This is a genomic window from Sphingomonas sp. PEI4 (assembly GCF_056679955.1).
In genome coordinates this window covers 1,852,403-1,875,155 of record NZ_CM155258.1, presented here as the reverse complement: position 1 = coordinate 1,875,155, position 22,753 = coordinate 1,852,403, and the positions used below count along the sequence as shown (strand labels likewise).

Here is a 22,753-nt window from a genome sequence, read left to right as displayed (position 1 = left end):
TTACTCAGCCGCCACGCCATCGAGCGAAAACATATCCCGAACCTCGCTCAGGTCCACATTCGCGATCGGACCCTTCTTCGCGGTCTGGCGCTTGTCGAACGAGTCCCAGACGTCGTTCCACTGGCCCTTGGTTGCGGCCTTCGAATATTCCGTTGCGCGCTGTTCGAAGAAGTTGGCGTGCTCGACGCCGTTGAGCATCGGGGCGAGCCAGGGCAGCGGGTGCTCGTCGATCATGTAGATCGGCTTCAGGCCGAGCTGAGTCATGCGCCAGTCGGCGATGAAGCGGATGTACTTCTTGATCTCCTTGGGCGTCATGCCGTTGACCGGACCCATCTCGAACGCGAGGTCGATGAAATTGTCCTCGAGGCGGATCGTCGTCTGGCAGACGTCGGCGATGTCGTCCTTGACCGCCTTGGTCAGGCACTGGCGCTCCTGACAGAAGGTGTGGAACATCTTGATGATGCCCTCGCAGTGGAGGCTCTCGTCGCGGATCGACCAGGTGACGATCTGGCCCATGCCCTTCATCTTGTTGAAGCGCGGGAAGTTCATCAGCATCGCGAACGACGCGAACAGCTGGACGCCCTCGGTGAAGCCGCCGAACATGGCGAGCGTGCGGGCGATATCCTCGTCGTTGTCGACGCCGAAGGTCTGCATGTAATCATGCTTTTCCTTCATCTCGGCATAGTCGAGGAAGGCGCCATATTCGCTCTCGGGCATGCCGATGGTGTCGAGCAGATGGCTGTAGGCGGCGATGTGGACCGTTTCCATGTTGCTGAACGAGGTCAGCATCATCTTGATCTCGGTCGGCTTGAACACGCGGCCGTATTTCTCGTGGTAGCAATCCTGCACCTCGACGTCGGCCTGCGTGAAGAAGCGGAAGATCTGGGTCAGCAGGTTGCGCTCGTGATCGCTGAGCTTCTGCGCCCAATCGCGGCAATCCTCGCCCAAGGGCACTTCCTCGGGGAGCCAGTGGAGCTGCTGCTGGCGCTTCCAGAACTCGAACGCCCAGGGGTATTCGAAGGGCTTATACTGCTTGGAGGCGTGAAGGAGGGACATCGGGAAGCTCCGGAAGGAATTAGGGAAAACTGGGTGAAACTGGGAAAACGGGAAACTAGAAGCGGCTGGAACTGATCATGACGACGACCACGAAGACGATCGAGGCGATCGGTGCGGCGATCATCAACTGGCGGCCGCGCTGGCGGATCTTGGCCACGTCCATCGTGCCGGGGTTCCAGCCGGGGACGGGCTCGCTGTCGACGTCGGGATCGATATCGAGCATGCGATCCGACGACGATCTCGACCAGGGATTGTGATCGAGGCGGCTCCAGTGGCGGCCGAGCATGACGTTCGCCACGCAGATGGCGAACACCGCCAGGATCAGGACCAGTGTGTTCAGGCTCATGGCATGGTCAGCGTCATGTCTCGGTGCTCCATTGCCACATCGCGGCGGCGGACATTGCCAGGACGATCGCGCCCGAGACCAGCATGATCCCGATCATCCGGAACGCATAGGTCTGCGGTTCGGTGATGGCGGGCGAGCGGAGGCGCAGAAGAAGTGCGATTCCGACAAGACCGAGCACGCCTGCGACGGCAAACATGATAGCGCTGCCGTACGTCATGCGACCAACTCGCACGGCGTGCGTTCAAGCCCGGAACTCAATACAGGAGAACGACCATGGTCGATGCAACCAAGATCCAGGAACATGCCGAAGTCATCGGCGCTGACGGCGTCCATGTCGGCACCGTCGACAAGGTCGAAGGCAACCGCATCAAGCTGACCAAGAAGGACTCGGGCCCGCAGGTCGTCGAGGGCACGGGCAGCCATGAAGGGCATCATCACTTCATCTCGCTCGGGTTGGTTGCGGATATCGAGGACGGCAAGGTCCGGCTTTCCGCCAACGCCGACGTGGCGGTGACGTTCGAAGAAGAGGAATAAACCCTCTGCGGTGCGTATCGAACGCGCCGCCACGCCTGCTCGAACCCCGGTCCGCTTCGCGCGGGCCGGGGTTTTTCGCGTCGGGTGATCTCCGATCCGTGATTCACGGGCCGGGGTCACGCCGGGCGATCGAGGCGCCTTACTGGCAGGCAAGGCACTCATCGTAATCCTTCGACTCGACGTCGATCTGGCGCAGGTCGATGGTGTTGTCCGCCTCGACCCCGCCGGCGAAGCCCGCGCGCTGCACCGACTTCGAGCGTAGGTAATAGAGCGACTTGATCCCCAGCTCCCACGCACGGAAGTGGAGCATCAGCAGGTCCCACTTCTCGACGTCGGCGGGGATGAACAGGTTCAGCGACTGCGCCTGGTCGATGTAGGGCGTGCGATCGGCGGCGAGTTCGAGCAGCCAGCGCTGGTCGATCTCGAAGCTGGTCTTGTAGCAGTCCTTTTCCTCGACCGAGAGGAAGTCGAGATGCTGGACGCTGCCGCCCTGTTCGAGGATCGAGTTCCACACCGCGTCGGAGTTCTTCGACTTCTCGCTCAGCATCTTTTCGAGATACGGGTTCTTGACCGAGAAGCTGCCCGACAGCGTCTTGTGCGTGTAGATGTTCGCCGGGATCGGCTCGATGCAGGCGCTGGTGCCGCCGCAGATGATGCTGATCGACGCGGTCGGTGCGATCGCCATCTTGCAGCTGAATCGCTCCATCGCGCCGACGTCGGCGGCGTCGGGGCAGGGGCCACGCTCGATCGCGAGCTGCATCGAGGCTTCGTTGGCCTGGGCACTGATGTGCTTGAACATGCGCAGGTTCCACGACTTCGCCATCGCGCCCTCGAACGCCAGGCCGCGTGCCTGGAGGAACGAGTGGAAGCCCATCACGCCGAGGCCCACCGAGCGCTCACGGCCCGCGGAATAGGCAGCGCGCTCCATGCCGGGTTCGTGGCGGTCGATGTAATCCTGCAGCACGTTGTCGAGGAAGCGCATGACGTCCTCGATCAGGCCCTTCTCGTCCTTCCACTGATCCCAGGTTTCGAGGTTCAGCGACGACAGGCAGCACACCGCAGTACGCTCGTTGCCGAGGTGATCCTTGCCGGTCGGCAGCGTGATCTCCGAGCAGAGGTTCGAGGTCGAGACCTTGAGGCCGAGTTCGCGGTGATGCTTCGGCATCGCCTTGTTCACGTGATCGGCGAAGACGATGTACGGCTCGCCAGTCTGGAGGCGGGTCTCGACGAGCTTCTGGAACAGCGAGCGCGCGTCGACGGTGGCGCGGATCGCCTGGTCCTTCGGCGAGCGAAGATGCCATTCCTCGCCGTTGCGCACGGCCTCCATGAACGCGTCGGTGATCAGCACGCCGTGGTGGAGGTTCAGCGCCTTGCGGTTAAAATCGCCCGAGGGTTTGCGGATTTCGAGGAATTCCTCGATCTCGGGGTGCGAGACGTCGAGATACACCGCCGCCGACCCGCGGCGCAGCGAGCCCTGCGAGATCGCGAGCGTCAGCGAATCCATGACGCGGACGAACGGGATGATGCCGCTGGTCTTGCCGTTGAGGCCGACCGGCTCGCCGATGCCGCGGACGTTGCCCCAATAGGTGCCGATGCCGCCGCCGCGCGAGGCGAGCCAGACATTCTCGTTCCAGGTGTCGACGATGCCGCCGAGGCTGTCGGGGACCGAGTTGAGGTAGCACGAGATCGGCAGGCCACGACCGGTGCCGCCGTTCGACAGAACGGGCGTGGCGGGCATGAACCAGAGCTTCGAGATCGCATCGTACAGGCGCTGCGCGTGGCCGGCGTCGTCGGCATAGGCGGAGGCGACGCGGACGAACAGGTCCTGATAGCTCTCGCCCGGGAGCAGGTAGCGATCCTTGAGCGTGTCCTTGCCGAATTCGGTCAGGAGCGCGTCGCGGCTGTGATCGACCTCGACCGGGTAGATCTGCGCGCGCACGGAATGGCTGTCCTGCGCCTGGCGCGGGGCCTTGGGGGCCTCGGCGGCCGGGGTCTCGATGGTCTGGTCGATCGTGTCTGTCGTCATGTCGCTATCCCGGCTGCTGTCTCTGAAATCCATCGAAACCGCTCCTGTTGTTCCGTATTCGTTCGAATCGGCGTCATGTCACCATGCTACCATTGGACGGCCCCTAACGGGAGAACAAAAAGTGACCATCGCGGCGGTGGAAGGCGCGCATATGATCGGTTCGCACAGAGCCATGCGAGGGTTGTTCTACCAGCGATTGGGTCCGCCCCCGAACGCAACCCCAAGAGATTGTGCCAAAGCGCGAAGAGACGCAAGGGGGTGTGGAGGTGGATCGGGGCTCGGTTCGTCGCGTTCGTCGCGGGGTTGGACGAGCGGGGATTCGCGACGCGTGGACTTCTGCGGGGTTCACGAAGCGCAAGGGGGCGAAGCGGGAACGAAAAATTATTTCGGGGCGGAAGATGGCAAATGTTGCTTTGTGGAGGAGACGGTATGGGCGCGCGGGGCTCGACTTTCCGTTGAGCCTCCGTCCCTTCTAGTTCCCCCGCGAAGGCGGGGGCCCAGGAACCATGATCGTTGTCCTGCTTGATTCCTGGACCCCCGCCTTCGCGGGGGAACAGGATGGGGCGGCTCCATCTCCTACTTACCTATCCGAGCACCACCCCGGCGGAGGCCGGGGCCCAGTTGGGGGACGTTGCTAACCGAGCGCGGCGTGTTGTTACTGCGACCTTTCCAACTGGGCCCCGGCCTTCGCCGGGGTGGTGGGAATCGGCGCGTGTCTCAGCCCTCGATCATCGCCCGGATCTGCGTCGCCAGCGCGTCCATCGCGAACGGCTTGGTGATCATCGACATCCCCGGTTCCAGGAATCCCGACGCCAGCGCGGCATTCTCCGCATATCCCGTCATGAACAGCACGCGCAGGTCGGGACGCAACGCGCGCCCCGCGTCCGCGACTTGCCGTCCGTTCAAGCCCGGCAGGCCGATGTCGGTGACGAGCAGGTCGACTCGCTCCATCGTGCGCAGCCGTTCCAGCCCCGCCGGGCCGTCATGCGCCTCGACCGCCTGATAGCCGAGTTCGCCCAGCACCTCGACGATCAGTGACCGGACCACCACGTCGTCCTCGACCACCAGCACGATCTCGCCCGCGTCGGTGACGTGCTCCTGGGTCAGGCCGGGCAGCGCGTCGTCCTGTTCCGCCATGCCGTAGTGGCGCGGCAGATACAGCTTGATCGTCGTGCCCTTGCCGACCTCGCTGTAGATCCTCGCATAGCCTTCGGACTGGCGCGCGAAGCCATAGACCATCGACAGGCCGAGCCCGGTGCCCTGACCCAGCGGCTTGGTCGTGAAGAACGGCTCGAACGCCTTGGCGATCGTATCGGCGGACATGCCCGTGCCGGTATCGGATATGCAGATGCAGACGTAATGGCCGGGCCGGACATCGCGCCGGCTCGCGGCGAAATGGTCGTCGAGTTGTGCGTTGCAGGTCTCGATCGTCAGCGTGCCACCGTGCGGCATCGCGTCGCGTGCGTTGATGGCGAGGTTGAGCAGCGAATTCTCGAGCTGGTTGGGATCGCACAGCGTCGTCCAGAGCCCCGCCGCGAGCACCATCTCCAGTTCGATCTGCTCGCCGGTCGTGCGCCGAAGCAGGTCCTCCAGCGATGCGACCAGCGGATTGACCTTCACCGGGCGCGGGTCGAGCGGCTGGCGGCGCGAGAAGGCGAGCAGCCGGTGGGTGAGTGCCGCAGCGCGATTGGCGGCAGCGGTAGCGCCCGAAATGAAGCGGTCGAGTTCGCCGACACGGCCCTGCGCCACGCGCCGCTGGACGATCTCCAGGCTGCCGGTGATGCCCTGCAACAGGTTGTTGAAGTCATGTGCGATGCCGCCGGTGAGTTGGCCGACCGCCTCCATCTTCTGCGCCTGTCGCAACGCCTCCTGCGCTTCGATCAGTTCTTCCGTGCGATCGCGGACGCGCCGTTCGAGGTCGGCGTTGAGCAATTGCAGGTCGTGTTCGAGCCGCTTGCGATCGGTGACGTCTGCACCCTCGACGAAGATGCCGACGACGGCACCGGTCGCGTCGCGAATGGGCTGGTAGACGAAATCGACGTAGCGATCGTCGACCGCGCCGCCGGGTTCCGCCTGGACCGCGAAGAGCATCCCGCTCGCGGTGAACGCCTCGCCGCTCTCGAACACGCCGTCGAGCAGGTCGAGAAACCCCTGTTCGACCGCGTCGGGCAACGCCTCGGCGACGGTGCGGCCGAGTACCTCCCGGTGGCCGACGAGCTTGTTGTAACCAGGGTTGGCCAGCTCGAACCGGTGCTCGGGTCCCCGCAGCATCGCCATGAAGGTCGGCGCCTGCGCAAACATCTGGCCCATCCGTTCGCGTTCGTCGCGCAGCGCACGTCCGGTCTGGACCTGCCCGGTGCTTTCATAGGTCGAGCAGAACATGCCCGCGATCGCGCCGCTCTCGTCGCGGACCGGCGAGTAGGAGAAGGTGAACCAGGTATGCTCGTCATAGCCCTTGCGGTTGGTGACGAGCGGAAGATTCTCGAAGAACGAGGCTTCGCCGGCCAGTGCCTTGTCCACGAGCGGACTGACGTCGGGCCAGAGTTCGGCCCAGATGTCGGGCAGCCGGTCGCCGAGTGCCGCGGGATGCTTGTCGTGCAGGATCCGCGCGTAATGATCGTTGTACAGGAAGCCGAGTTCCGGACCCCAGGCGATGCACATCGCGAATTTCGATGCGAGCATCAGCGAGACGATCGAGCGAAGCGATTGCGGCCAATGCTCGACCGGCCCCAGCGGCGAGGCCGACCAGTCATGCGTGCGGATCATCGCGGCCATCTCGCCGCCGCCGGTCAGGAAATCGGCCTCGGCCGTCTGTGTGGTCATCTCAAGATCCTGCCGGGTCGAATTCCACGTCCGAGATTGGTGGATACGGGGCGCGGCCGCGCGTTACCATCGGTGCGAGCGGCAGATCGGCGGGTCATCGGCACAGTTCGTCGGCCAACCGCGTCAGGCTGTCGACGCTATACTCCCAGTCCTGTGCGGCGTCCGCATCGGGTGCGAGGCGGCCGCCATATTCGTGCGGGCGATCGACATAGGCGGTCTGGAGACCGGCGGCGCGTGCGGCGGCGAGGTCGCTGTGATGCGCAGCGACGAGACAAAGCTCGTCGGGGGCAATGCCGAGGAAACGCGCGGTGGCGAGGTAGGCTTCGGGGAGCGGCTTGTAGACCCGGCTGACTTCCGCCCCGAGGATCGCGTCCCAGGGGAGGCCGGCGCGGCGCGCCATCTCCAGCATGAGCGCGATGTTGCCGTTGCTCAGCGTCACGATCGGGTAGCGGGTCTTGAGGCGGGTGAGACCTTCGACCGAGTCGGGCCACGGGTCCAGGCGATGCCAGGCGTGCGTCAGGTCGGTGAGCGTCGCTTCGTCCAGCCCTGCCGAGTCGATGCCATGGTGGCGGAGCAGGTCTTCGAGCGCTTCGCGGTGAAGCGTGTCGAGGATCACGAACGGGCGCTGGCCGTTGCGTACCTCCTCCAGCGCAGGCTGATAGCGTTTGCGCCAGCCATCGGCGAACGCGTGTGGGTCGATATCGGTGCGGTCGAGCCGCGCGAGGATCGGCGCGGCATCGCGCGCGATCCCCGAGCGCCAGTCGACCACGGTGCCGAACACGTCGAAGGCGAGGGCTTTGATCTGGGCACGATGTACCATGGGGGGAAAGACGGCGGGAGGCGGCGGTTGGTTCCCGGCGGTGGGGGACTTCGAGGCCATTGCACACGCCGTTGTAGACGAGGGGATTCGGCAATCGTTCAGCCACCTTGGCCTTCGCCGAGGTGGCGAATCTTTACCGTTCTCCCGCGAAGGCGGGAGTCCAGGAGTCTCGGGCGGTGGCGCGGCTTGGTCCTGGGCCCCCGCTTTCGCGGGGGAACTGGAAAGGAGACGTGGCCGAGGCAGTGATGTCATTTCGCCCTGACTCACCCAGCCCGGCGGAGGCGCGCGGAATGGCCCTGGTTCAGCCGCTCCAGGTTGAACGCCTCGTGGAACTCGATGCCCGCCTTGCCGGCGCGGGCCCAGCGGACGCGGGCGCCGAACATCTGGTCCTCGACCAGTTCGATCTGCATCTCGACACCGTCGGGATTGCCGTCGATCCGGAGCCCGTCGAGCATCGCGCCCGACGTCGAGATGTCGCGAATGCGCACGTCACCGCGGACGCCGTCGATCGCAATCCGGGCGGAGCGCAACATCTTGGTACGCGGCGCGCGGCTCACCTTGAAGCCACTGGCGGCGGCGGTGCCGTTCTCGACCCCCAATTGCCGCAATGCCTCGTCCGCGCGCACCGGGCGGCCATAGACATAGCCCTGGATATGGCTGCACCCGAGGTTGCGGATCAGGTCGATCTCGTCCTGCACCTCGACCCCTTCGGCGGTCGTCTCCATCCCGAGCGTGTCGGCGAGCGTAACGATCGCCTTGATGATCGCGGCGTTGCGGTTGCCCGGCTCGGCGGCACCGCGCACGAACGACTGGTCGATCTTGATCTTGTCGTCCGCCCAGTATGTTATTCGGCGCAGGGAACGGACTTTGCGTCTGGCGCATCCGTCCCCCGCGACGCGTCAGTCCGTTTCTGCCCGCGGTGCGCCGCTCATGGTTACGGGTTTTGGCCCTCCTGCGGTTGCTTCGAGCGTGGAATCCCCGCCCAGCACGCGGTACAGCGTCACGCGGTTGCTCGCGCCGACGAGTTGCGTCGCGACGAGGTTGCGTTGTGCGGTGTAGAGCGACCGCTGAGCGTCGAGCGAGTTGAGGAACGTGTCGATCCCGCCGCGATAGCGCGCGTCCGACAGGCGGTACGTATCCAAAGCCGCTTCGGAGAAGTTCTGGTTCGCCTGCAACTGGTCGGCGATCGTGCCTTGCCGGGCCAGCGCGTCGGCGGTTTCCTGGAACGCGGTCTGGATCGTCCGCTCATAGGTCGCGAGCGCAGCGTCGCGTTGCGCCTTGGAATAGGCGACCCCGGCGATCCCGGCTCCCGCACGGAAGATCGGGTAGCTGACCGATGGCGCGACCGAATAATTGAACGCGCCGCCGCTGAACAGCGAGGTCAGAGACGTGCTGGCGAACCCCAGGATCCCGGTGAGCGAGATACGCGGGAACAGTTCCGCACGCGCCGCACCGATCTCGGCGTTGGTGGCGCGGAGCTGGTATTCCGACTCGACGACGTCGGGGCGGCGCAGGAGAATGCTGCTGTCGAGCCCGGCCGGTAGCGTGGCGACGGTCGGCAAAGCCTGCTCGATCGACGCGGGCAACAGGCTGGCGTCGACCGGCGCACCGACGAGCAATTGCAGCGCGTTGACGTCCTGCGCGAGCGCGGTGCGCTGTTGTGCGAGGTCGGATTGCGCGGTGAACAGGATCTGCTGCGCCTGGCGGAGATCGGTGCGCGGCGCGACGCCGCCGCGCAGACGCGCGTTGGTCAGCGTGACGCTGCGCTGCGAACTGGCGACGGTGTCCTGTGCGATCTTGAGGAGGCTCTGGTCCGACGCGTAGGTCAGCCACGCATCGGCGATGTCGCCGACGAGCGTCAGGCGGGTGGCGCGCGCGGCGGCTTCGGTCGCGAAATAGCGATCGAGCGCGGCGCTGGTGAGCGAGCGGATGCGGCCGAACAGGTCGAGCTCGAACGCAGTGGTCCCCAGGTCGACCGAAAAGGCGCTGTTCGAGCTGGACGAACTGACGACCGACCCGGTGCCGGTGCCGGTGCCGGTGCCGACGCCGCCCGTACCAGCGCCACCCGTGCCGGTACCAGTTCCAGTTCCAGTTCCAGTATTGCCGGTGCCGGTATTACCGCCAGTTCCGCCACTCGTGACGGTGTTACGGCTGCCGTTGCCGCCACCCGAATAGCTGTAGCGTCCGCTGGCATCGACCTGCGGCAACAGGTCGGCGCGTTGGATGCGGTATTGCGCGCGGGTCGCGGCGATGTTGGCGGCGGCGACGCGGAGATCGCGGTTGTTCGCCAGCGCCTGGACGATGATCTGCTGGAGCCGCGGATCGCGGAACACGTCGCGGTAGGTGATCGCGGGCAGCGTCGCCTCGGACTGGCGCAGATACGCGTCGCCGACCGGCAGCGACGGCGGCACCGGGAGTTCGGTGCGCGCGTATTTCGGCGCGAGCGAGCAGCCGGCGAGCGCGGTCGACGCGGCAAGGATCAGGACTAGCGAGCGCATCATGCGGGCTCCGGCCGGTGAGGGCCCTGTGGTTCGGGCGGGCCCAAATGTTCGTTGTGATCGCCATCGGTATCGTGATGCCCGCCCTGATGACCGGTCGGGCGCCCCCGCAGCTTGGCGATGCCGTCGCGCGCGCCACGGCGGACGAGGACGAAGAACAACGGGATGTAGAAGATCGCCAGGATCGTCGCAGTCAGCATGCCGCCGACCACCGCGGTCCCGATCGCAATGCGGCTGTTCGCGCCCGCGCCGGTCGAGATCGCCAGCGGCAACACGCCGAGGATGAACGCGAACGACGTCATCAGGATCGGGCGCAACCGGATCTTCGCCGCGGACAGCGCCGCCTCGATGACTCGCTTGCCCTTGCGCTCCTCCTGCTCGGCGAACTCGATCATCAGGATCGCGTTCTTCGCCGCGAGGCCCATCGTCGTCAGCAGGCCGATCTGGAGATAGACGTCGTTGATCAGCCCGCGCAGAGTCACCGCGAGGATCGCGCCGACCAGGCCGAGCGGAATGACGAGCAGCACCGCGATCGGGATCGTCCAGCTCTCGTACAGCGCCGCGAGGCACAGGAAGACGACCAGCAGCGACAGGCCGTAGAGGAAGGGTGCCTGACCCGATGACAGGCGTTCCTGATACGACAGGCCCGACCATGCGACCGACGTGCCGGGGATTTGGCCCGCAAGCTCGGCGATCCGGTTCATCGCGTCGCCCGAACTGACGCCCGGCGCGCCCGAGCCCTGGATCTCGTACGAGGCGATGCCGTTGAAGCGCGACAGCGTCGTTGGTGCCTGCCCCCAGCTGGTCTTCGCAAACGACGAGAACGGCGCCATCTGGCCGTTCGATCCGCGCACGAACCACTGGCTCAGGTCGGACGGCTGCGCGCGATACTGCGCGTCGCCCTGGACATAGACCCGCTTCACGCGGCCGCGGTCGATGAAGTCGTTCACATATTGCCCACCCCAGGCGGTCGACAACGTCGAGTTCACGTTCGCCTGAGTCAGGCCGAGCGTGGACAGTTTCTGCTGGTCGGCGTCGACGCGCAACGTGGCGACATCGGGCAGTTCGGTCAGGCGGATCGCGGTCAGCGACGAATCGGCGCGGGCGAGCGCGAGCAACTTGTCACGCGCGGCGTTGAACTCGGTCTGGGTCAGGCCACCGGCGTTCTGCAACTGCATCGTGAAGCCGTTCGACGAGCCGAGACCGCGCACCGCCGGGGGCACCAGCGAATAGACCTGCGCATCACGGAAGCCGGCAAACGCCTTCGAGGCGCGACCGGTGATCGCCTCGGCGGTGTTCTCCTTGCCGTGGCGGTCTTCCCACGGCGCGAACGAAACGAAGCCCTGGCCCGTGTTCTGGCCGCTCGCGCCGCCGCCACCGCCGCCGCTGACGGTGAACATCGTGCGGACGTTCGCCTTTTCCTGCGTGAAGTAATAGTGCTCGATCTGCTTCTGCAGCGCGAACGTGCGGCCCTGCGTAGCGCCGGCGGGAAGCTGGAACTGGACGATGCCCGATCCCTGATCCTCGGTCGGCAGGAAGCCCGTCGGCAGCCGCAGGAACAGCACGGCCAGCAACGCCACGGTCCCGGCGTAGATCAGCAGGAACAGCCATTTCCGGTCGATCACCGACTGGACCGCACTGGTGTATTTCTGCGTGCCCTTCTCGAACCCGCTGTTGAACTTGTCGCCCGCCCGCGTGAAGAAATGCGCGACCTTCGGGAATTTGCGTTCGCCCCAGCTCTTCTCCTGGTTGCCTTCGGCGTCCTTCTTCTTCTGCTTGAGCAGCGTCGCGGTGAGGGCGGGGGAGAGGATCAGCGCGACCAGCACCGACAGGACCATCGCCGACACCATCGTCAGCGAGAACTGGCGATAGATCACGCCGGTCGAGCCGCCGAAGAACGCCATCGGCAGGAACACGGCGGACAGCACCAGCGCGATCGCGACCAGCGCGACGGTGATCTCGTTCATCGACTCGATCGTCGCCTCCCGAGGCGTCATCTCGGGATTCTCTTCCATCAGGCGCTCGACGTTCTCGACGACGACGATCGCGTCGTCGACCAGCAGGCCGATCGCGAGCACGAGCCCGAACAGCGTCAACGTGTTGATCGAGAAGCCGGCGAGATAGAACACGCCGAACGTGCCGAGCAGTACGACCGGCACCGCGATCGTCGGGATCAGCGTCGCGCGCCAGCTTTGCAGGAACACGAACATGACGATGACGACGAGGATGACCGCCTCGATCAGCGTCTTGACGACCTCGTCGATCGACAGCTTGATGAAGTCGGTGGTGTCGTTCGCGTAGGCGAATTTCAGGCCTGGCGGGAAGCTCTTGGCGGACTTTTCGACGAACGCCTTGACCAGCTCGGCGGTCTTGAGCGCATCGGCGCCCGGTGCGAGCAGCACGGCGATACCGGCGCCGGGATGCGCGTTGACGCGGCTGCGCGCGTTGTAGTTCTCCGCGCCCAGCTCGATCCGCGCGACGTCGCGCAGCTTGACCACGGCACTGTCGTTGGTGGTCTTCAGGATGATGTTGGCGAACTGCTCGGGCGTCTGGAGGCGCGACTGTGCGGTGACGGTCGCGTTGAGCATCTGCGTATCGGGCTGGGGCTGGCCGCCGAGTTCGCCGGCGGCGACTTCGGTGTTCTGCGCCTGGATCGCGGTCGTCACGTCGCTCGGGATCAGCTGGTAGCTGGCGAGCTTGTTCGGGTTCAGCCAGATCCGCATGGCGTACTGCGCGCCGAACACGTTGCTGTCGCCGATGCCCGGAATACGGCCGAGCGGGTCCTGCAGGTTCGAGACGAGATAGTCGGAGACGTCCTGGTTGGTCAGCTTGTCGGTCTCGTCATAGACGCCGACGATCAGCAGGTTGTCGGGGTTCGACTTGCGCACCACGAGGCCCTGCTGCTGCACCTGTTGCGGCAGGCGGGACAGCGTCTGCTGGACCTGGTTCTGGACCTGGACCTGCGCGATATCCGGATCGGTGCCCTTCTCGAAAGTCACCGTTATATTCACCGACCCACGAGACGACGACGACGAGCTGAAATAGATCAGGCCGTCGATGCCCGTCAGCGATTGCTCGACGACCTGCGTGACGCTGTTCTGGATGGTCTGCGCGTTGGCACCCGGGAAGGACGCGCGCACGGTCACCTGTGGCGGCGCAACGTCGGGGTACTGCGCGATCGGCAGCGCCATGATCGCGCCGATGCCGCCGAGCATCACGATGATCGCGAGCACCCAGGCGAAGATCGGGCGATCGATGAAGACACGGGACAACATAAGGGCTTAGCCGGCCTTTTTCTGGCTGGACTGGCCGCCTGAAGAGTCATCCTTGGGCGCTTCGATCTTCTGCGCGGCGTTTTCGGGCACCGGCTTCACGCCCTGGTTCGGCGCAATCTTCGACAGGCCCTGCGTGATGATCCGGTCGCCGGGGTTCAGTCCGCCGGTGACCACCCAGAACGCGCCCTGCGTGCGGTCCGCCTTGATCTTCTTCTGCACCGCCTTGTTGTTCGCATCGACGACATAGACCGTCGCATTGCCCTTCGCGTCGCGCGAGACGCCCGCCTGCGGCACGAGGAACGCGCGCTGGTTAATCGCCTGCGCGAACTTGGCCTGGACGAACATGCCGGGGAGCAGCAGGCCCTGCGGATTGGGGAAGCGGGCACGGAGCGTCACCGTGCCGGTCTCGGTGTTGACCAGCGCCTCGGCGAACTGGACGGAGCCGGTCGCGCCATATTCGCTGCCGTCTTCCAGCGTCAGGCGAACCCGTGCCTCGGTCGCGACGATGCCGTTCTGGCCGAGCGAACGCCTGAGCGCGAGCAGGTCGCCAGAGGATTGCTGGATGTCGACGAACATCGGATCGAGTCGCTGAATCTGCGCGAGTGGATCGGTCTGCGTCGCGGAGACGAGCGCGCCGACGGTGAACAGCGAACGCCCGATGCGCCCGGTAATCGGCGCGGGGACGGTGGTGAACTTGAGGTTGATCTGCGCGGTTTCGAGCGCTGCACGCGTTTGCGCGACCGAGGCGGTGGCCTGCCGCGAGGTGGCGACCGCGTTGGTATAGTCCTGTTGGCTGATCGCCTCCATCTCGGCGAGCGGCTTGTAGCGCTGCGCGAGAATGTTTTGTGCCTGCTGGTTGGCGCGCGCGCTCTGCAGGTTGGCCTGCGCTTCGTTGGCGGCAGCGCGATAGAGGCGCGGGTCGATCTCGTAGAGCGGCTGGCCCTTCTTGACGAGCGTACCTTCGGTGAAGAAGCGGCGGCGGATGATCCCGGTGACCTGGGGCCGCACGTCCGAGCTTTCGAACGCGGTGGTGCGGCCGCTCAGTTCGGTGGTCATCGCGACGCTGGTCGGCTGGACGACGACATAGCCAACGGTCGGGGTGCCCTGGCCGGGCTGACCACCACGGCCGGCCTTGCCTTGCGCCTTGTCGCCGCCGCCGGAGCAGGCCGCAAGCGCCAGTGCGGGCACCAGCAGGATGGTGTACGGCCGCGCAGAAAATCGTGTGGCTATCAAGTTTGGTATCCGCTCGCGATCGGGTGTTGCCCCAGGCTAAACCACGCGGATGTACCAGAAGTGTGTCAGTTGAAAAGCGGGGGCGAGAAATAGGGTAGAAAGAGTAACCTGGTTGATCGGTTGGGGTATTTTGCGGGGGACGTCCGCCAACGTGGACTAGAGTGTTTCCCCGCGAAGGCGGGGATCCAGACTGGGCTCCCGCCTTCGCGGGAGAACAAGGAAGAGTGCGCTCCGCATTCACACGAGCCACCATGCAGCCACAGCACGTTCCCTAAGCCACGGCACCACCCCGGCGAAGGCCGGGGCCCAATTGGAGAGGTCGTGGTAACGAGGGACTGCGCTTCGTTAGTAACGTCCCCCAACTGGGCTCCGGCCTTCGCCGGGGTGGTGCTTGTTGCGCGAGACCTCCAAACCAAAATCTCGCGGGCGCGTTGAGCAGTGGTTGCCGGAACGAGCCCGGCATGACGGAAGGATGCGCTGATGGCTTCGATCGACGACGACAAGAAGGCCGCGGCGGTTGCTGCCGTGGCGGAAGTTCGGGACGGGATGCTGGTTGGCCTTGGCACCGGCTCCACCGCGGCGTTCGCGATCCAGGCGCTTGGCGAGCGTGTCGCGGAGGGTTTGGCGATCCGAGCGGTCGTCACCTCAGAAGCCTCCGGCAAACTCGCCCGCGAACTCGGCATCGAAATCCTCGATTTCGCTAAGATTGCCGATGTCGACCTCACGATAGACGGCGCAGACGAGATCGACTCGCGCTGCTTTGCCATCAAGGGCGCAGGCGGGGCGATGCTGCGTGAGAAGATCGTCGCCGCAGCCTCGGCACGGATGGTCGTGATCGCGGATGGCTCGAAGCGGGTCGAGCGGATCGGTGCCGCCAAGCTGCCGGTCGAGGTGATACCCTTCGCCGGTGGCTATGTAATGCGCGTGCTGACCGACATGGGTGCTGCCCCCATCATCCGCGACAAGTATCGGACCGACCAAGGCAATCTAGTCGTCGACTGCCATTGTCCTTCGCTCGAAGACCCCCGAGCAACCGCTGCCGCCCTTTCCGCGATCCCTGGCATTCTCGGCCACGGCCTGTTCCTTGACGAGGTGGATGCCGCGTATATTGCAACCAACGGCATCGTTACGCGACTGGAACGGGCGGGTGCATCGGCCTAAAGGCTCCCTATCTTGGCAACCAGATCGGATGCGCGGCGTTCGGTCACAGTCTAGAGCGAGGCTTTTACTCCCATGTCCGATACCGCAACCGCCACCGCCGCCAAGGCGGACCCCATGCTGCACGAGGATGGTTCGCCCGAACGCCTCGCGATCGACACCATTCGCACGTTGTCGATGGACGCGGTGCAGAAAGCCAATTCCGGTCACCCCGGTACGCCGATGGCGCTGGCGCCGGTCGGCTACACGCTCTGGTCGAAGTTCCTGCGCTATGATCCCAAGCACGCCGACTGGCCCAACCGTGATCGCTTCGTGCTGTCGGTCGGGCATGCGTCGATGCTGCTGTATTCGCTGATCCACCTCGCCAAGATCGAAGAGATCGACGCCGAGGGCAACAAGACTGGCAAGGAAGCCGTCAGCCTCAAGGATATCGAGCAGTTCCGCCAGCTCTCCTCGAAGACCCCCGGCCACCCCGAATATCGCCACACCACCGGCGTCGAGACCACCACGGGCCCGCTCGGCCAGGGTTGCGGCAACTCCGTCGGCATGGCGATCGCCGAGCGTTGGCTTGCGGCACGCTATAACAAGGACGGCTTTCCGCTGTTCGACCACGACATCTACACGCTGTGCGGCGACGGCGACATGATGGAGGGCGTCTCAGCCGAGGCTGCGAGCCTTGCCGGTCACCTCAAGCTCTCGAACCTCTGCTGGATCTACGACAGCAACCACATCTCGATCGAAGGCGCGACCGATCTCGCGTTCGACGAGGATGTCGGGCTTCGTTTCGATGCGTATGGCTGGAACGTCATCCACATCGACGACGCGAACGACACTGCGGCACTGTCGCGGGCGATCGAGACGTTTAAGGCGACCAATGACAAGCCGACCTTCATCGTCGTGCATTCTGTGATCGGTTATGGCAGCCCCAAGGCGGGCAGCGAGAAGGCCCACGGCGAGCCGCTCGGCGAAGAGAATATCCGCCTGACGAAGAAGGCGTATGGCTGGCCCGAGGACAAGTCGTTCTACGTGCCGGACGGCGTGGTCGAGCATTTCAACGGTGCGATCGCCGAGCGTGGCGCCAAGCTGCGCGACGAGTGGGTCGCGATGACCGACAAGTACCGTGACGCTTACCCGGAGCTGTCGGGCGAGCTCGACTTGATGCTCAAGGACAAGCTGCCCGAGGGCTGGGATGCCGATATCCCGGTGTTCGACGCAGATCCCAAGGGTATCGCCAGCCGTGATTCCGGCGGCAAGGTGCTGAATGCGATCGCGGGCAAGGTTCCCTGGCTGATCGGTGGATCCGCCGATCTCGCGCCATCGACCAAGACCGACATCAAGGGTGCCGGATCGTTCGAAGCCAATAATTATGGCGGCCAGAACTTCCACTTCGGCGTCCGCGAACACGGCATGGGCGCGGTCGTCAACGGCATGGCGCTGTCGCACCTGCGCTCCTACGGCTCCACCTTCCTGGTGTTCGTCGATTACATGCGCGCGCCGGTGCGCCTGTCGGCGATTATGGAAGTCGGTGCGATCTGGGTGTTCACGCATGATTCCATCGGCGTCGGTGAGGACGGCCCGACGCACCAGCCGATCGAGCATCTCGCCACGCTGCGCGCCATTCCGGGGCTCGATACGATCCGTCCGGGCGATGCGAACGAAGTCGCCGCTGCGTACAAGGCGGTGTTGAAGGATGCCAGCACGCCGGCCGCGCTGATCCTCTCGCGCCAGGCTCTGCCGACGCTGGACCGGACGAAGTATGCCAGCGCGGACGGTGTCGAGCAGGGCGGCTACGTCCTCGCCGACAGCGACGGCACGCCCGACGTGATCCTGATCGCGACCGGCAGCGAATTGTCGCTAGTGATCGAGGCGCATGAAAAGCTGCTGGCGGACGGCGTGAAGAGCCGGGTCGTGTCGATGCCGAGCTGGTATCGCTACGAACTGCAGGATGCCGCTTACAAGGAAAGCGTGCTGCCGCGCGAAGTGCGGGCGCGCGTTGCGGTCGAGATGGCCGGGTCGATCGGTTGGGACCGCTATGTCGGGCTCGACGGCGCGACTGTGACGATGTCGACCTTCGGGGCTTCGGCACCGCTCGCCAAGCTGCAGGACAAGTTCGGGTTCACCGTCGACAATGTCGTCAAGGTGGCCCGCCAGGTTATGGAGACAAAGTGATGGGCGCGCTCAACGATCTCGAAGGCTTCGGCCAGGCAGTATGGCTCGATTTCGTCGATCGGAAGTTCCTGGAGGCCGGTGGTCTCCAGAAGCTGGTCGATGAGGATGGCCTGACCGGCGTCACGTCGAATCCGTCGATTTTCGAAAAGGCGATGGGTCACGGCGTTGCTTATGACTCGACGCTGGCCGAATATGACAAGCAGCATCCCGGCGCGGCGACGATCGACCGCTACGAGCATCTGGCGATCCAGGACATCAAGGCGGCGGCGGAGACGTTGAAGCCGGTGTACGACAGGCTCGACGCGAAGGATGGCTATGTCAGCCTCGAAGTGTCGCCCTATATCTCGGACGATACCGACGAGACGATCGACGAAGCCAAGAAGCTTTGGGGGATGGTCGACCGGCCGAACCTGATGATCAAGATTCCGGGGACGCTTGCGGGCGGTCCGGCGATTGCGTCGACGATCGCGAGCGGGATCAACGTCAACGTCACGCTGCTGTTCGCGCTCGACGCGTATATCCGCGTCGCCGAGGCTTATGCCATGGGGCTCGAGGAGCGCGTTCGCCAGGGGCAGCCGATCGACAAGATCGCCAGCGTCGCCAGCTTCTTCGTCAGCCGGATCGATGCGTCGATCGACAAGGAGATCGATGCGCGCGTCGAGAAGGGCGATGCCGATGCCGAGGCGCTGAAGGCAGTGCGCGGCAAGGTCGCAATCGCCAACGCGAAGATGGCATATCAATGGTATCTGGAGTTCCTGAAGTCGGATCGCTGGCAGGCGCTCGCCGCCAAGGGTGCGCAGCCGCAGCGCCTGCTGTGGGCGTCGACCGGCGTGAAGGACCCGAGCTACCCCGACACGCTCTATATCGACACGCTGATCGGCAAGGATACGGTCAATACCATGCCGCCGAAGACGATGGATGCGTTCCGCGATCATGGTACCGCGGCGGAGACGATCACGGCGGATGTCGATGCGGCGAAGCACGTGCTGGCAGAAGCGGAACGACTCGGGCTCGACCTCAACGGCGTGACCGGCAAGCTGGTCGAAGAGGGCGTCGCTTCGTTCGTGAAGGCGTTCGACGATTTGCTCGGCTCGATCGCGAAGAAGCAGCCGGCGACGGCCTGACCTTCTGCTCCCTCTCCCCGTCGGGGAGAGGGGGGGGTGAGGGGTGCCGCGAGCGCTGCCCTCCCCAACTGCCTCTCACCCCAACCCTCTCCCCGGCGGGGAGAGGGGGTAAGCAAGGAATTCCCCATGAAGATCGGACTGATCGGCCTCGGCCGGATGGGCGGCAATATCGCGCGCCGGTTGATGAGGAACGGCCATGAGGTCGTCGCGTTCGACCGCGATGCGGAGGCCGTGAAGAAACTCGCTGCCGACGGAGCTACGGCCGCGGATTCTATCGACGACATGCGCGGCAAGCTCGACAGCCCGGCGATCTGGTGGGTGATGCTCCCCGCCGGCGGCCCGACCGAGGATACCATCACCGCGATCGCCGACAAGGCGTCCGAGGGCGATATCGTCATCGACGGCGGCAACAGCTTCTACAAGGACGACGTCCGCCGCGCGAAGCTGCTCGCCGAGAAGGGCATCCATTATGTCGACGTCGGTACGTCGGGTGGCGTGTGGGGCCTGGAGCGCGGATATTGCATGATGATCGGCGGCGACAAGGACACCGTCGACCTGCTCGATCCGATCTTCGACACGCTGGCACCGGGCACGGGCGATATCGTCCGCACGCCGGGCCGCGTCGAAGGCGTCGCCGATCCGCGAGCGGAGAAGGGCTATATCCACGCAGGCCCGCCGGGCGCCGGACACTTCGTCAAGATGGTGCATAACGGCATCGAATATGGCCTGATGCAGGCCTATGCCGAGGGCTTCGACATCCTCAAGGGCAAGTCCGGTGAGCATGTCGCGGAGGACCAGCGGTTCGACATCAACCTGGTGGACGTCGCCGAAGTCTGGCGGCGTGGCAGCGTGATCTCGTCGTGGCTGCTCGACCTGTCGGCGATCGCGCTGGCGAAGGACGGCAACCTCGAAGGGTATAGCGGCAGCGTCGCGGATTCGGGCGAGGGCCAGTGGACGATCGATGCGGCGATGGAGGAGAAGGTCCCCGCCAACGTGCTGACCGCCGCTTTGTATGCGCGGTATCGCAGCCGGGTGGACCACACGTTCGGCGACAAGCTGTTGTCGGCGATGCGCTTCGGCTTTGGCGGTCACGTCGAGATGCCACAGTGAGTGGTATCAAGCTGCTCGTCTCCGATGTCGACGGCACGCTCGTCGACAAGGAGAAGAAGGTCACGCCCGCGACCGTCGACGCGGTCATGCGGCTGAAGGCGGCGGGTCTCGGCTTCACGATCATCAGCGCACGGCCGCGGTCGGGGATGATGCCGATCGCGGATCTGCTGGGCATCGACGAGCCGATGGGCGCCTTTAACGGTGGGATCGTGTTCAAGCGCGACGGCACCGTGATCGAGCATCACATGATCGACGTCGATGTCGTGCGCGGCGCGATGGAGATCATTGGAGACGCGCCGGTCGATACGTGGTTCTTCGCGGACGACGTCTGGTACGCCAGCACCGATCAGGGCGGGCATGTCGGCAGCGAGCGGAAAGCCTCCGCGCAGGATCCGGTGATCGTCTCCGACTTTTCCGACCTGCTCGCCAAGGCGGACAAGGTGACGTTCGTCAGCGACGACGAAGACCTGTTGCGGGACCTGCACGCCAAGGTGGCGGCGAAGTTCGATGCGCAGGCGACGATCGTTCAATCCCAGACCTATTATCTCGACATCACGCCCGTCGCCGGCAACAAGGGTAGCGGCATCGAGGAACTGGCGGACGCGTTCGGTATCTCGCTGACCGAGACCGCGGCGATCGGCGATCAGGCCAACGACATCGCGATGCTCAAGCGCGTGAAGCTCGCGATCGCGATGGGCAACGCACCGCAGAATGTCCGCGACGTCGTCCACCAGATTACCAGCGCGAACGATGCGGACGGCGTAGCCCACGCGATCGACACGTTTATCCTTACCGGAGTTTCCGCATGAAAGACCTCGTTGCCTTCGACCTCGACGGAACGCTGGCCGAAAGCAAACAGCCCTTGCAGGAGCCGATGGGCGAGGCGTTGGCGAACCTGCTCGACGTCGCGCATGTCGCCGTGATCTCTGGGGGCGACTGGCCGCAGTTCGAAAAGCAGGTTGCTTCGCGCCTGCCCGAGCGTGCGGATCGGACGAAGCTTTGGCTGATGCCGACGACGGGGACGAAGCTGTACCGGTTCGATGACGAATGGCGCGCGGTGTATGCCGAGCTGTTCGAGGAGGACGAGAAGCAGAAGATTTTGACCGCATTCGACGAGTCCTTGGAAGCGACCGGCTTCGTGCCCGAGCAGACCTGGGGCGAGCGGATCGAGGATCGTGGCAGCCAGATCACGTTCTCTGCCTTGGGTCAGGAAGCGCCGATCGATGCCAAGCACAGCTGGGATCCGGATTTCGCCAAGCGGAAAGTGATCCAGGCCGACCTGCGCCAGCGCCTGCCGGGGCTGTCGATCAACATGGGTGGTGCGACCTCGATCGACATCACGCGCGAGGGTGTCGACAAGGCGTATGGCTTGAAGAAGCTCAGCGATGCGAGCGGCATCGCGCTCGACAAGATGATGTTCATCGGCGACGCGATTTTTCCGGGCGGGAATGATTATCCGGCGGAACAGCTTGGGCTGGACGTCGTGAAGGTGAAGAATGTCGATGGCACGCTGGCGGCGATCGCCGGGATCGTCGCGTGCCTGAAGTAAGAGCATGAGCGTTGCGTTTCGCCGTGAGAGCGATGAGGAACACCTCGAACCGAAGTTCGAACAGCCGATCGCGCCGGGGCTGAATTTGGTCACTGCGCGAGGGTTGCGGTTGATTGGCGAGCGGGTCGTCGCGATCGAGGCTGCGGTTGCGGCGGAGACCGACGAGGAGGCGCGCAAACTGCTTTTGCGCGACCTGCGCTATTGGCACACGCGCCAGACAACCGCCGAGATCGCGCCTTCGCCCGAGGAGGACGAGGTCGGGATCGGCTCGCGTGTTCGCGTGCGGATGAACGGTGCAGAACGGGTTATAGCGATCGTCGGTGGCGACGAGGCCGAGCCCAGTGCGGATCGGCTGGCGTTCTCTGCTCCGTTGGCGCGCGCGCTGATGGGCGCGGCGGTTGGCGAGAAGGTTGCGTTTGCGGGTAAGGCGGATGCGATCGAGGTTTTGGCGATCGACAAGGATGACGGCTGATGGCTGCTGAGAAATTCGAAAGGCATCGCCAACCCTGGACCCAAGACGAGATCCAGAAGCTGCATACGCTTGCCAAGAAGGGCATGGCGCTGAAGGCGATCGCCAAGGCGCTGACTCGGAGTGAGGAGTCGGTGAAGGTTCGGGCGAAGGAAGACTCGCTGAATATCGCTAAGCTGCGGTAGTTTGGGAGCGAGGAGCCCTCTCCCCTCCGGGGAGAGGGTTGGGTGAGGGGCTGTACCGGGCGCGCACTGCTTGGCTGCCCCTCACCCCGGCCCTCTCCCCGGAGGGGAGAGGGAGCAGTAGGGGGCTCGCGTTGGGGCCGCTGTACCGTCGGAAACTTCCGCTCCTCCACGCCCTTCCTTATGTCACCAACCCGGCGAAAGCCGGGGTCCAATTGGAAAGGTCCAAGTAACAACGCGCGACCTGCGTCATTGCTGTCCCCAGATTGGGCCCGGCCTTCGCCGGGGTGGTGTTGTTCTTGGCGTGCTGGAGGGGCCGGGCAGATATGTGGGGCACCACCTATGTGACCGATCCCGAACGCGCTACAGCCCGCACCCCAA

General features: G+C 64.9%; 19 protein-coding genes. 9 read left to right on the top strand and 10 right to left on the bottom strand.

Features of this window, described 5'->3' with window-relative positions; translation table 11 throughout:
- The 3 genes from AC1MLZ_RS08555 to AC1MLZ_RS08545 are packed head-to-tail and all read right to left on the bottom strand — an operon-like array spanning position 1 to position 1,619.
- Positions 1 to 1,056 carry a ribonucleotide-diphosphate reductase subunit beta gene (locus AC1MLZ_RS08555; RefSeq protein WP_480961267.1) on the bottom strand — a complete coding sequence of 352 codons (1,056 nt, stop codon included), beginning with the start codon at positions 1,054 to 1,056 and terminating at the stop codon, positions 1 to 3.
- Between the two features lie 55 nt (positions 1,057 to 1,111).
- Positions 1,112 to 1,402 carry a hypothetical protein gene (locus AC1MLZ_RS08550; protein ID WP_480961266.1) on the bottom strand — a complete coding sequence of 97 codons (291 nt, stop codon included), beginning with the start codon at positions 1,400 to 1,402 and terminating at the stop codon, positions 1,112 to 1,114.
- A 13-nt stretch (positions 1,403 to 1,415) separates the two neighbouring features.
- Positions 1,416 to 1,619 carry a hypothetical protein gene (locus AC1MLZ_RS08545; protein ID WP_480961265.1) on the bottom strand — a complete coding sequence of 68 codons (204 nt, stop codon included), beginning with the start codon at positions 1,617 to 1,619 and terminating at the stop codon, positions 1,416 to 1,418.
- 56 nt (positions 1,620 to 1,675) lie between these two features.
- Between AC1MLZ_RS08545 and AC1MLZ_RS08540 the strand changes: the two genes are divergently transcribed.
- Positions 1,676 to 1,936, top strand: coding sequence for a DUF2171 domain-containing protein (locus AC1MLZ_RS08540; RefSeq protein ID WP_353441032.1), 261 nt, complete (start codon positions 1,676 to 1,678; stop codon positions 1,934 to 1,936).
- A gap of 139 nt (positions 1,937 to 2,075) precedes the next feature.
- Here AC1MLZ_RS08540 and AC1MLZ_RS08535 read toward each other — a convergent pair whose 3' ends face one another.
- From AC1MLZ_RS08535 to AC1MLZ_RS08505, 7 genes are all read right to left on the bottom strand, one after another.
- The gene (locus tag AC1MLZ_RS08535) at positions 2,076 to 3,962 is read right to left on the bottom strand and encodes a ribonucleoside-diphosphate reductase subunit alpha (protein WP_480961264.1); all 1,887 of its coding nucleotides are present in this window, start codon (positions 3,960 to 3,962) and stop codon (positions 2,076 to 2,078) included.
- Positions 3,963 to 4,679: 717 nt separating this feature from the next.
- On the bottom strand, positions 4,680 to 6,785 hold the full coding sequence (locus tag AC1MLZ_RS08530; protein ID WP_480961263.1) for a PAS domain-containing protein: 2,106 nt from the start codon (positions 6,783 to 6,785) through the stop codon (positions 4,680 to 4,682).
- Positions 6,786 to 6,879: 94 nt separating this feature from the next.
- The gene (locus AC1MLZ_RS08525; protein WP_480961262.1) at positions 6,880 to 7,605 is read right to left on the bottom strand and encodes a haloacid dehalogenase type II; all 726 of its coding nucleotides are present in this window, start codon (positions 7,603 to 7,605) and stop codon (positions 6,880 to 6,882) included.
- A gap of 263 nt (positions 7,606 to 7,868) precedes the next feature.
- A complete protein-coding gene (locus tag AC1MLZ_RS08520) occupies positions 7,869 to 8,408 on the bottom strand; it encodes a PilZ domain-containing protein (protein ID WP_480961261.1) in 540 nt (179 codons plus the stop codon).
- Between the two features lie 96 nt (positions 8,409 to 8,504).
- Positions 8,505 to 10,106 (bottom strand): efflux transporter outer membrane subunit, encoded by a 1,602-nt coding sequence (locus tag AC1MLZ_RS08515; protein WP_480961260.1) that lies wholly within the window; start codon positions 10,104 to 10,106, stop codon positions 8,505 to 8,507.
- On the bottom strand, positions 10,103 to 13,378 hold the full coding sequence (locus AC1MLZ_RS08510) for a multidrug efflux RND transporter permease subunit (protein ID WP_480961259.1): 3,276 nt from the start codon (positions 13,376 to 13,378) through the stop codon (positions 10,103 to 10,105). The genes AC1MLZ_RS08515 and AC1MLZ_RS08510 overlap by 4 nt, the downstream gene beginning before the upstream one ends.
- Positions 13,379 to 13,384: 6 nt before the next feature.
- Entirely contained in the window at positions 13,385 to 14,608 is a 1,224-nt protein-coding gene (locus tag AC1MLZ_RS08505; protein WP_480961505.1) for an efflux RND transporter periplasmic adaptor subunit, read from the bottom strand.
- A gap of 483 nt (positions 14,609 to 15,091) precedes the next feature.
- Between AC1MLZ_RS08505 and rpiA the strand changes: the two genes are divergently transcribed.
- The 8 genes from rpiA to AC1MLZ_RS08465 all read left to right on the top strand — a co-directional run bounded on the left by rpiA (position 15,092) and on the right by AC1MLZ_RS08465 (position 22,375).
- Complete coding sequence (rpiA, locus tag AC1MLZ_RS08500; protein ID WP_480961258.1) at positions 15,092 to 15,772, top strand: ribose-5-phosphate isomerase RpiA; 681 nt, start codon at positions 15,092 to 15,094, stop codon at positions 15,770 to 15,772.
- Positions 15,773 to 15,844: 72 nt separating this feature from the next.
- Positions 15,845 to 17,938 carry a transketolase gene (gene tkt / locus AC1MLZ_RS08495; protein WP_480961257.1) on the top strand — a complete coding sequence of 698 codons (2,094 nt, stop codon included), beginning with the start codon at positions 15,845 to 15,847 and terminating at the stop codon, positions 17,936 to 17,938.
- The gene (gene tal / locus AC1MLZ_RS08490; protein ID WP_480961256.1) at positions 17,938 to 19,062 is read left to right on the top strand and encodes a transaldolase; all 1,125 of its coding nucleotides are present in this window, start codon (positions 17,938 to 17,940) and stop codon (positions 19,060 to 19,062) included. Before tkt ends, tal begins: the two co-directional genes overlap by 1 nt.
- A 126-nt stretch (positions 19,063 to 19,188) precedes the next feature.
- Complete coding sequence (gene gnd, locus AC1MLZ_RS08485) at positions 19,189 to 20,172, top strand: phosphogluconate dehydrogenase (NAD(+)-dependent, decarboxylating) (protein WP_480961255.1); 984 nt, start codon at positions 19,189 to 19,191, stop codon at positions 20,170 to 20,172.
- Positions 20,169 to 20,981 (top strand): Cof-type HAD-IIB family hydrolase, encoded by an 813-nt coding sequence (locus AC1MLZ_RS08480; RefSeq protein WP_480961254.1) that lies wholly within the window; start codon positions 20,169 to 20,171, stop codon positions 20,979 to 20,981. Before gnd ends, AC1MLZ_RS08480 begins: the two co-directional genes overlap by 4 nt.
- Entirely contained in the window at positions 20,978 to 21,721 is a 744-nt protein-coding gene (locus AC1MLZ_RS08475; RefSeq protein WP_480961253.1) for an HAD-IIB family hydrolase, read from the top strand. Before AC1MLZ_RS08480 ends, AC1MLZ_RS08475 begins: the two co-directional genes overlap by 4 nt.
- Positions 21,722 to 21,725: 4 nt before the next feature.
- Positions 21,726 to 22,193, top strand: a complete 468-nt coding sequence (locus tag AC1MLZ_RS08470) for a GreA/GreB family elongation factor (RefSeq protein WP_480961252.1) — start codon at positions 21,726 to 21,728, stop codon at positions 22,191 to 22,193.
- Entirely contained in the window at positions 22,193 to 22,375 is a 183-nt protein-coding gene (locus AC1MLZ_RS08465; protein ID WP_480961251.1) for a hypothetical protein, read from the top strand. The genes AC1MLZ_RS08470 and AC1MLZ_RS08465 overlap by 1 nt, the downstream gene beginning before the upstream one ends.
- Positions 22,376 to 22,753: the final 378 nt, after the last annotated feature.

Coding starts and splice junctions, on each gene's coding strand:
- AC1MLZ_RS08470 (WP_480961252.1), top strand. CDS start 21,726: ATGAGCGTTGCGTTTCGCCGTGAGAGCGATGAGGAACACCTCGAACCG.
- AC1MLZ_RS08530 (WP_480961263.1), bottom strand. CDS start 6,785: ATGACCACACAGACGGCCGAGGCCGATTTCCTGACCGGCGGCGGCGAG.
- tkt (WP_480961257.1), top strand. CDS start 15,845: ATGTCCGATACCGCAACCGCCACCGCCGCCAAGGCGGACCCCATGCTG.
- AC1MLZ_RS08555 (WP_480961267.1), bottom strand. CDS start 1,056: ATGTCCCTCCTTCACGCCTCCAAGCAGTATAAGCCCTTCGAATACCCC.
- AC1MLZ_RS08545 (WP_480961265.1), bottom strand. CDS start 1,619: ATGACGTACGGCAGCGCTATCATGTTTGCCGTCGCAGGCGTGCTCGGT.
- AC1MLZ_RS08515 (WP_480961260.1), bottom strand. CDS start 10,106: ATGATGCGCTCGCTAGTCCTGATCCTTGCCGCGTCGACCGCGCTCGCC.
- AC1MLZ_RS08475 (WP_480961253.1), top strand. CDS start 20,978: ATGAAAGACCTCGTTGCCTTCGACCTCGACGGAACGCTGGCCGAAAGC.
- tal (WP_480961256.1), top strand. CDS start 17,938: ATGGGCGCGCTCAACGATCTCGAAGGCTTCGGCCAGGCAGTATGGCTC.
- AC1MLZ_RS08540 (WP_353441032.1), top strand. CDS start 1,676: ATGGTCGATGCAACCAAGATCCAGGAACATGCCGAAGTCATCGGCGCT.
- AC1MLZ_RS08525 (WP_480961262.1), bottom strand. CDS start 7,605: ATGGTACATCGTGCCCAGATCAAAGCCCTCGCCTTCGACGTGTTCGGC.
- AC1MLZ_RS08550 (WP_480961266.1), bottom strand. CDS start 1,402: ATGAGCCTGAACACACTGGTCCTGATCCTGGCGGTGTTCGCCATCTGC.
- AC1MLZ_RS08535 (WP_480961264.1), bottom strand. CDS start 3,962: ATGACGACAGACACGATCGACCAGACCATCGAGACCCCGGCCGCCGAG.
- gnd (WP_480961255.1), top strand. CDS start 19,189: ATGAAGATCGGACTGATCGGCCTCGGCCGGATGGGCGGCAATATCGCG.
- AC1MLZ_RS08465 (WP_480961251.1), top strand. CDS start 22,193: ATGGCTGCTGAGAAATTCGAAAGGCATCGCCAACCCTGGACCCAAGAC.
- rpiA (WP_480961258.1), top strand. CDS start 15,092: ATGGCTTCGATCGACGACGACAAGAAGGCCGCGGCGGTTGCTGCCGTG.
- AC1MLZ_RS08510 (WP_480961259.1), bottom strand. CDS start 13,378: ATGTTGTCCCGTGTCTTCATCGATCGCCCGATCTTCGCCTGGGTGCTC.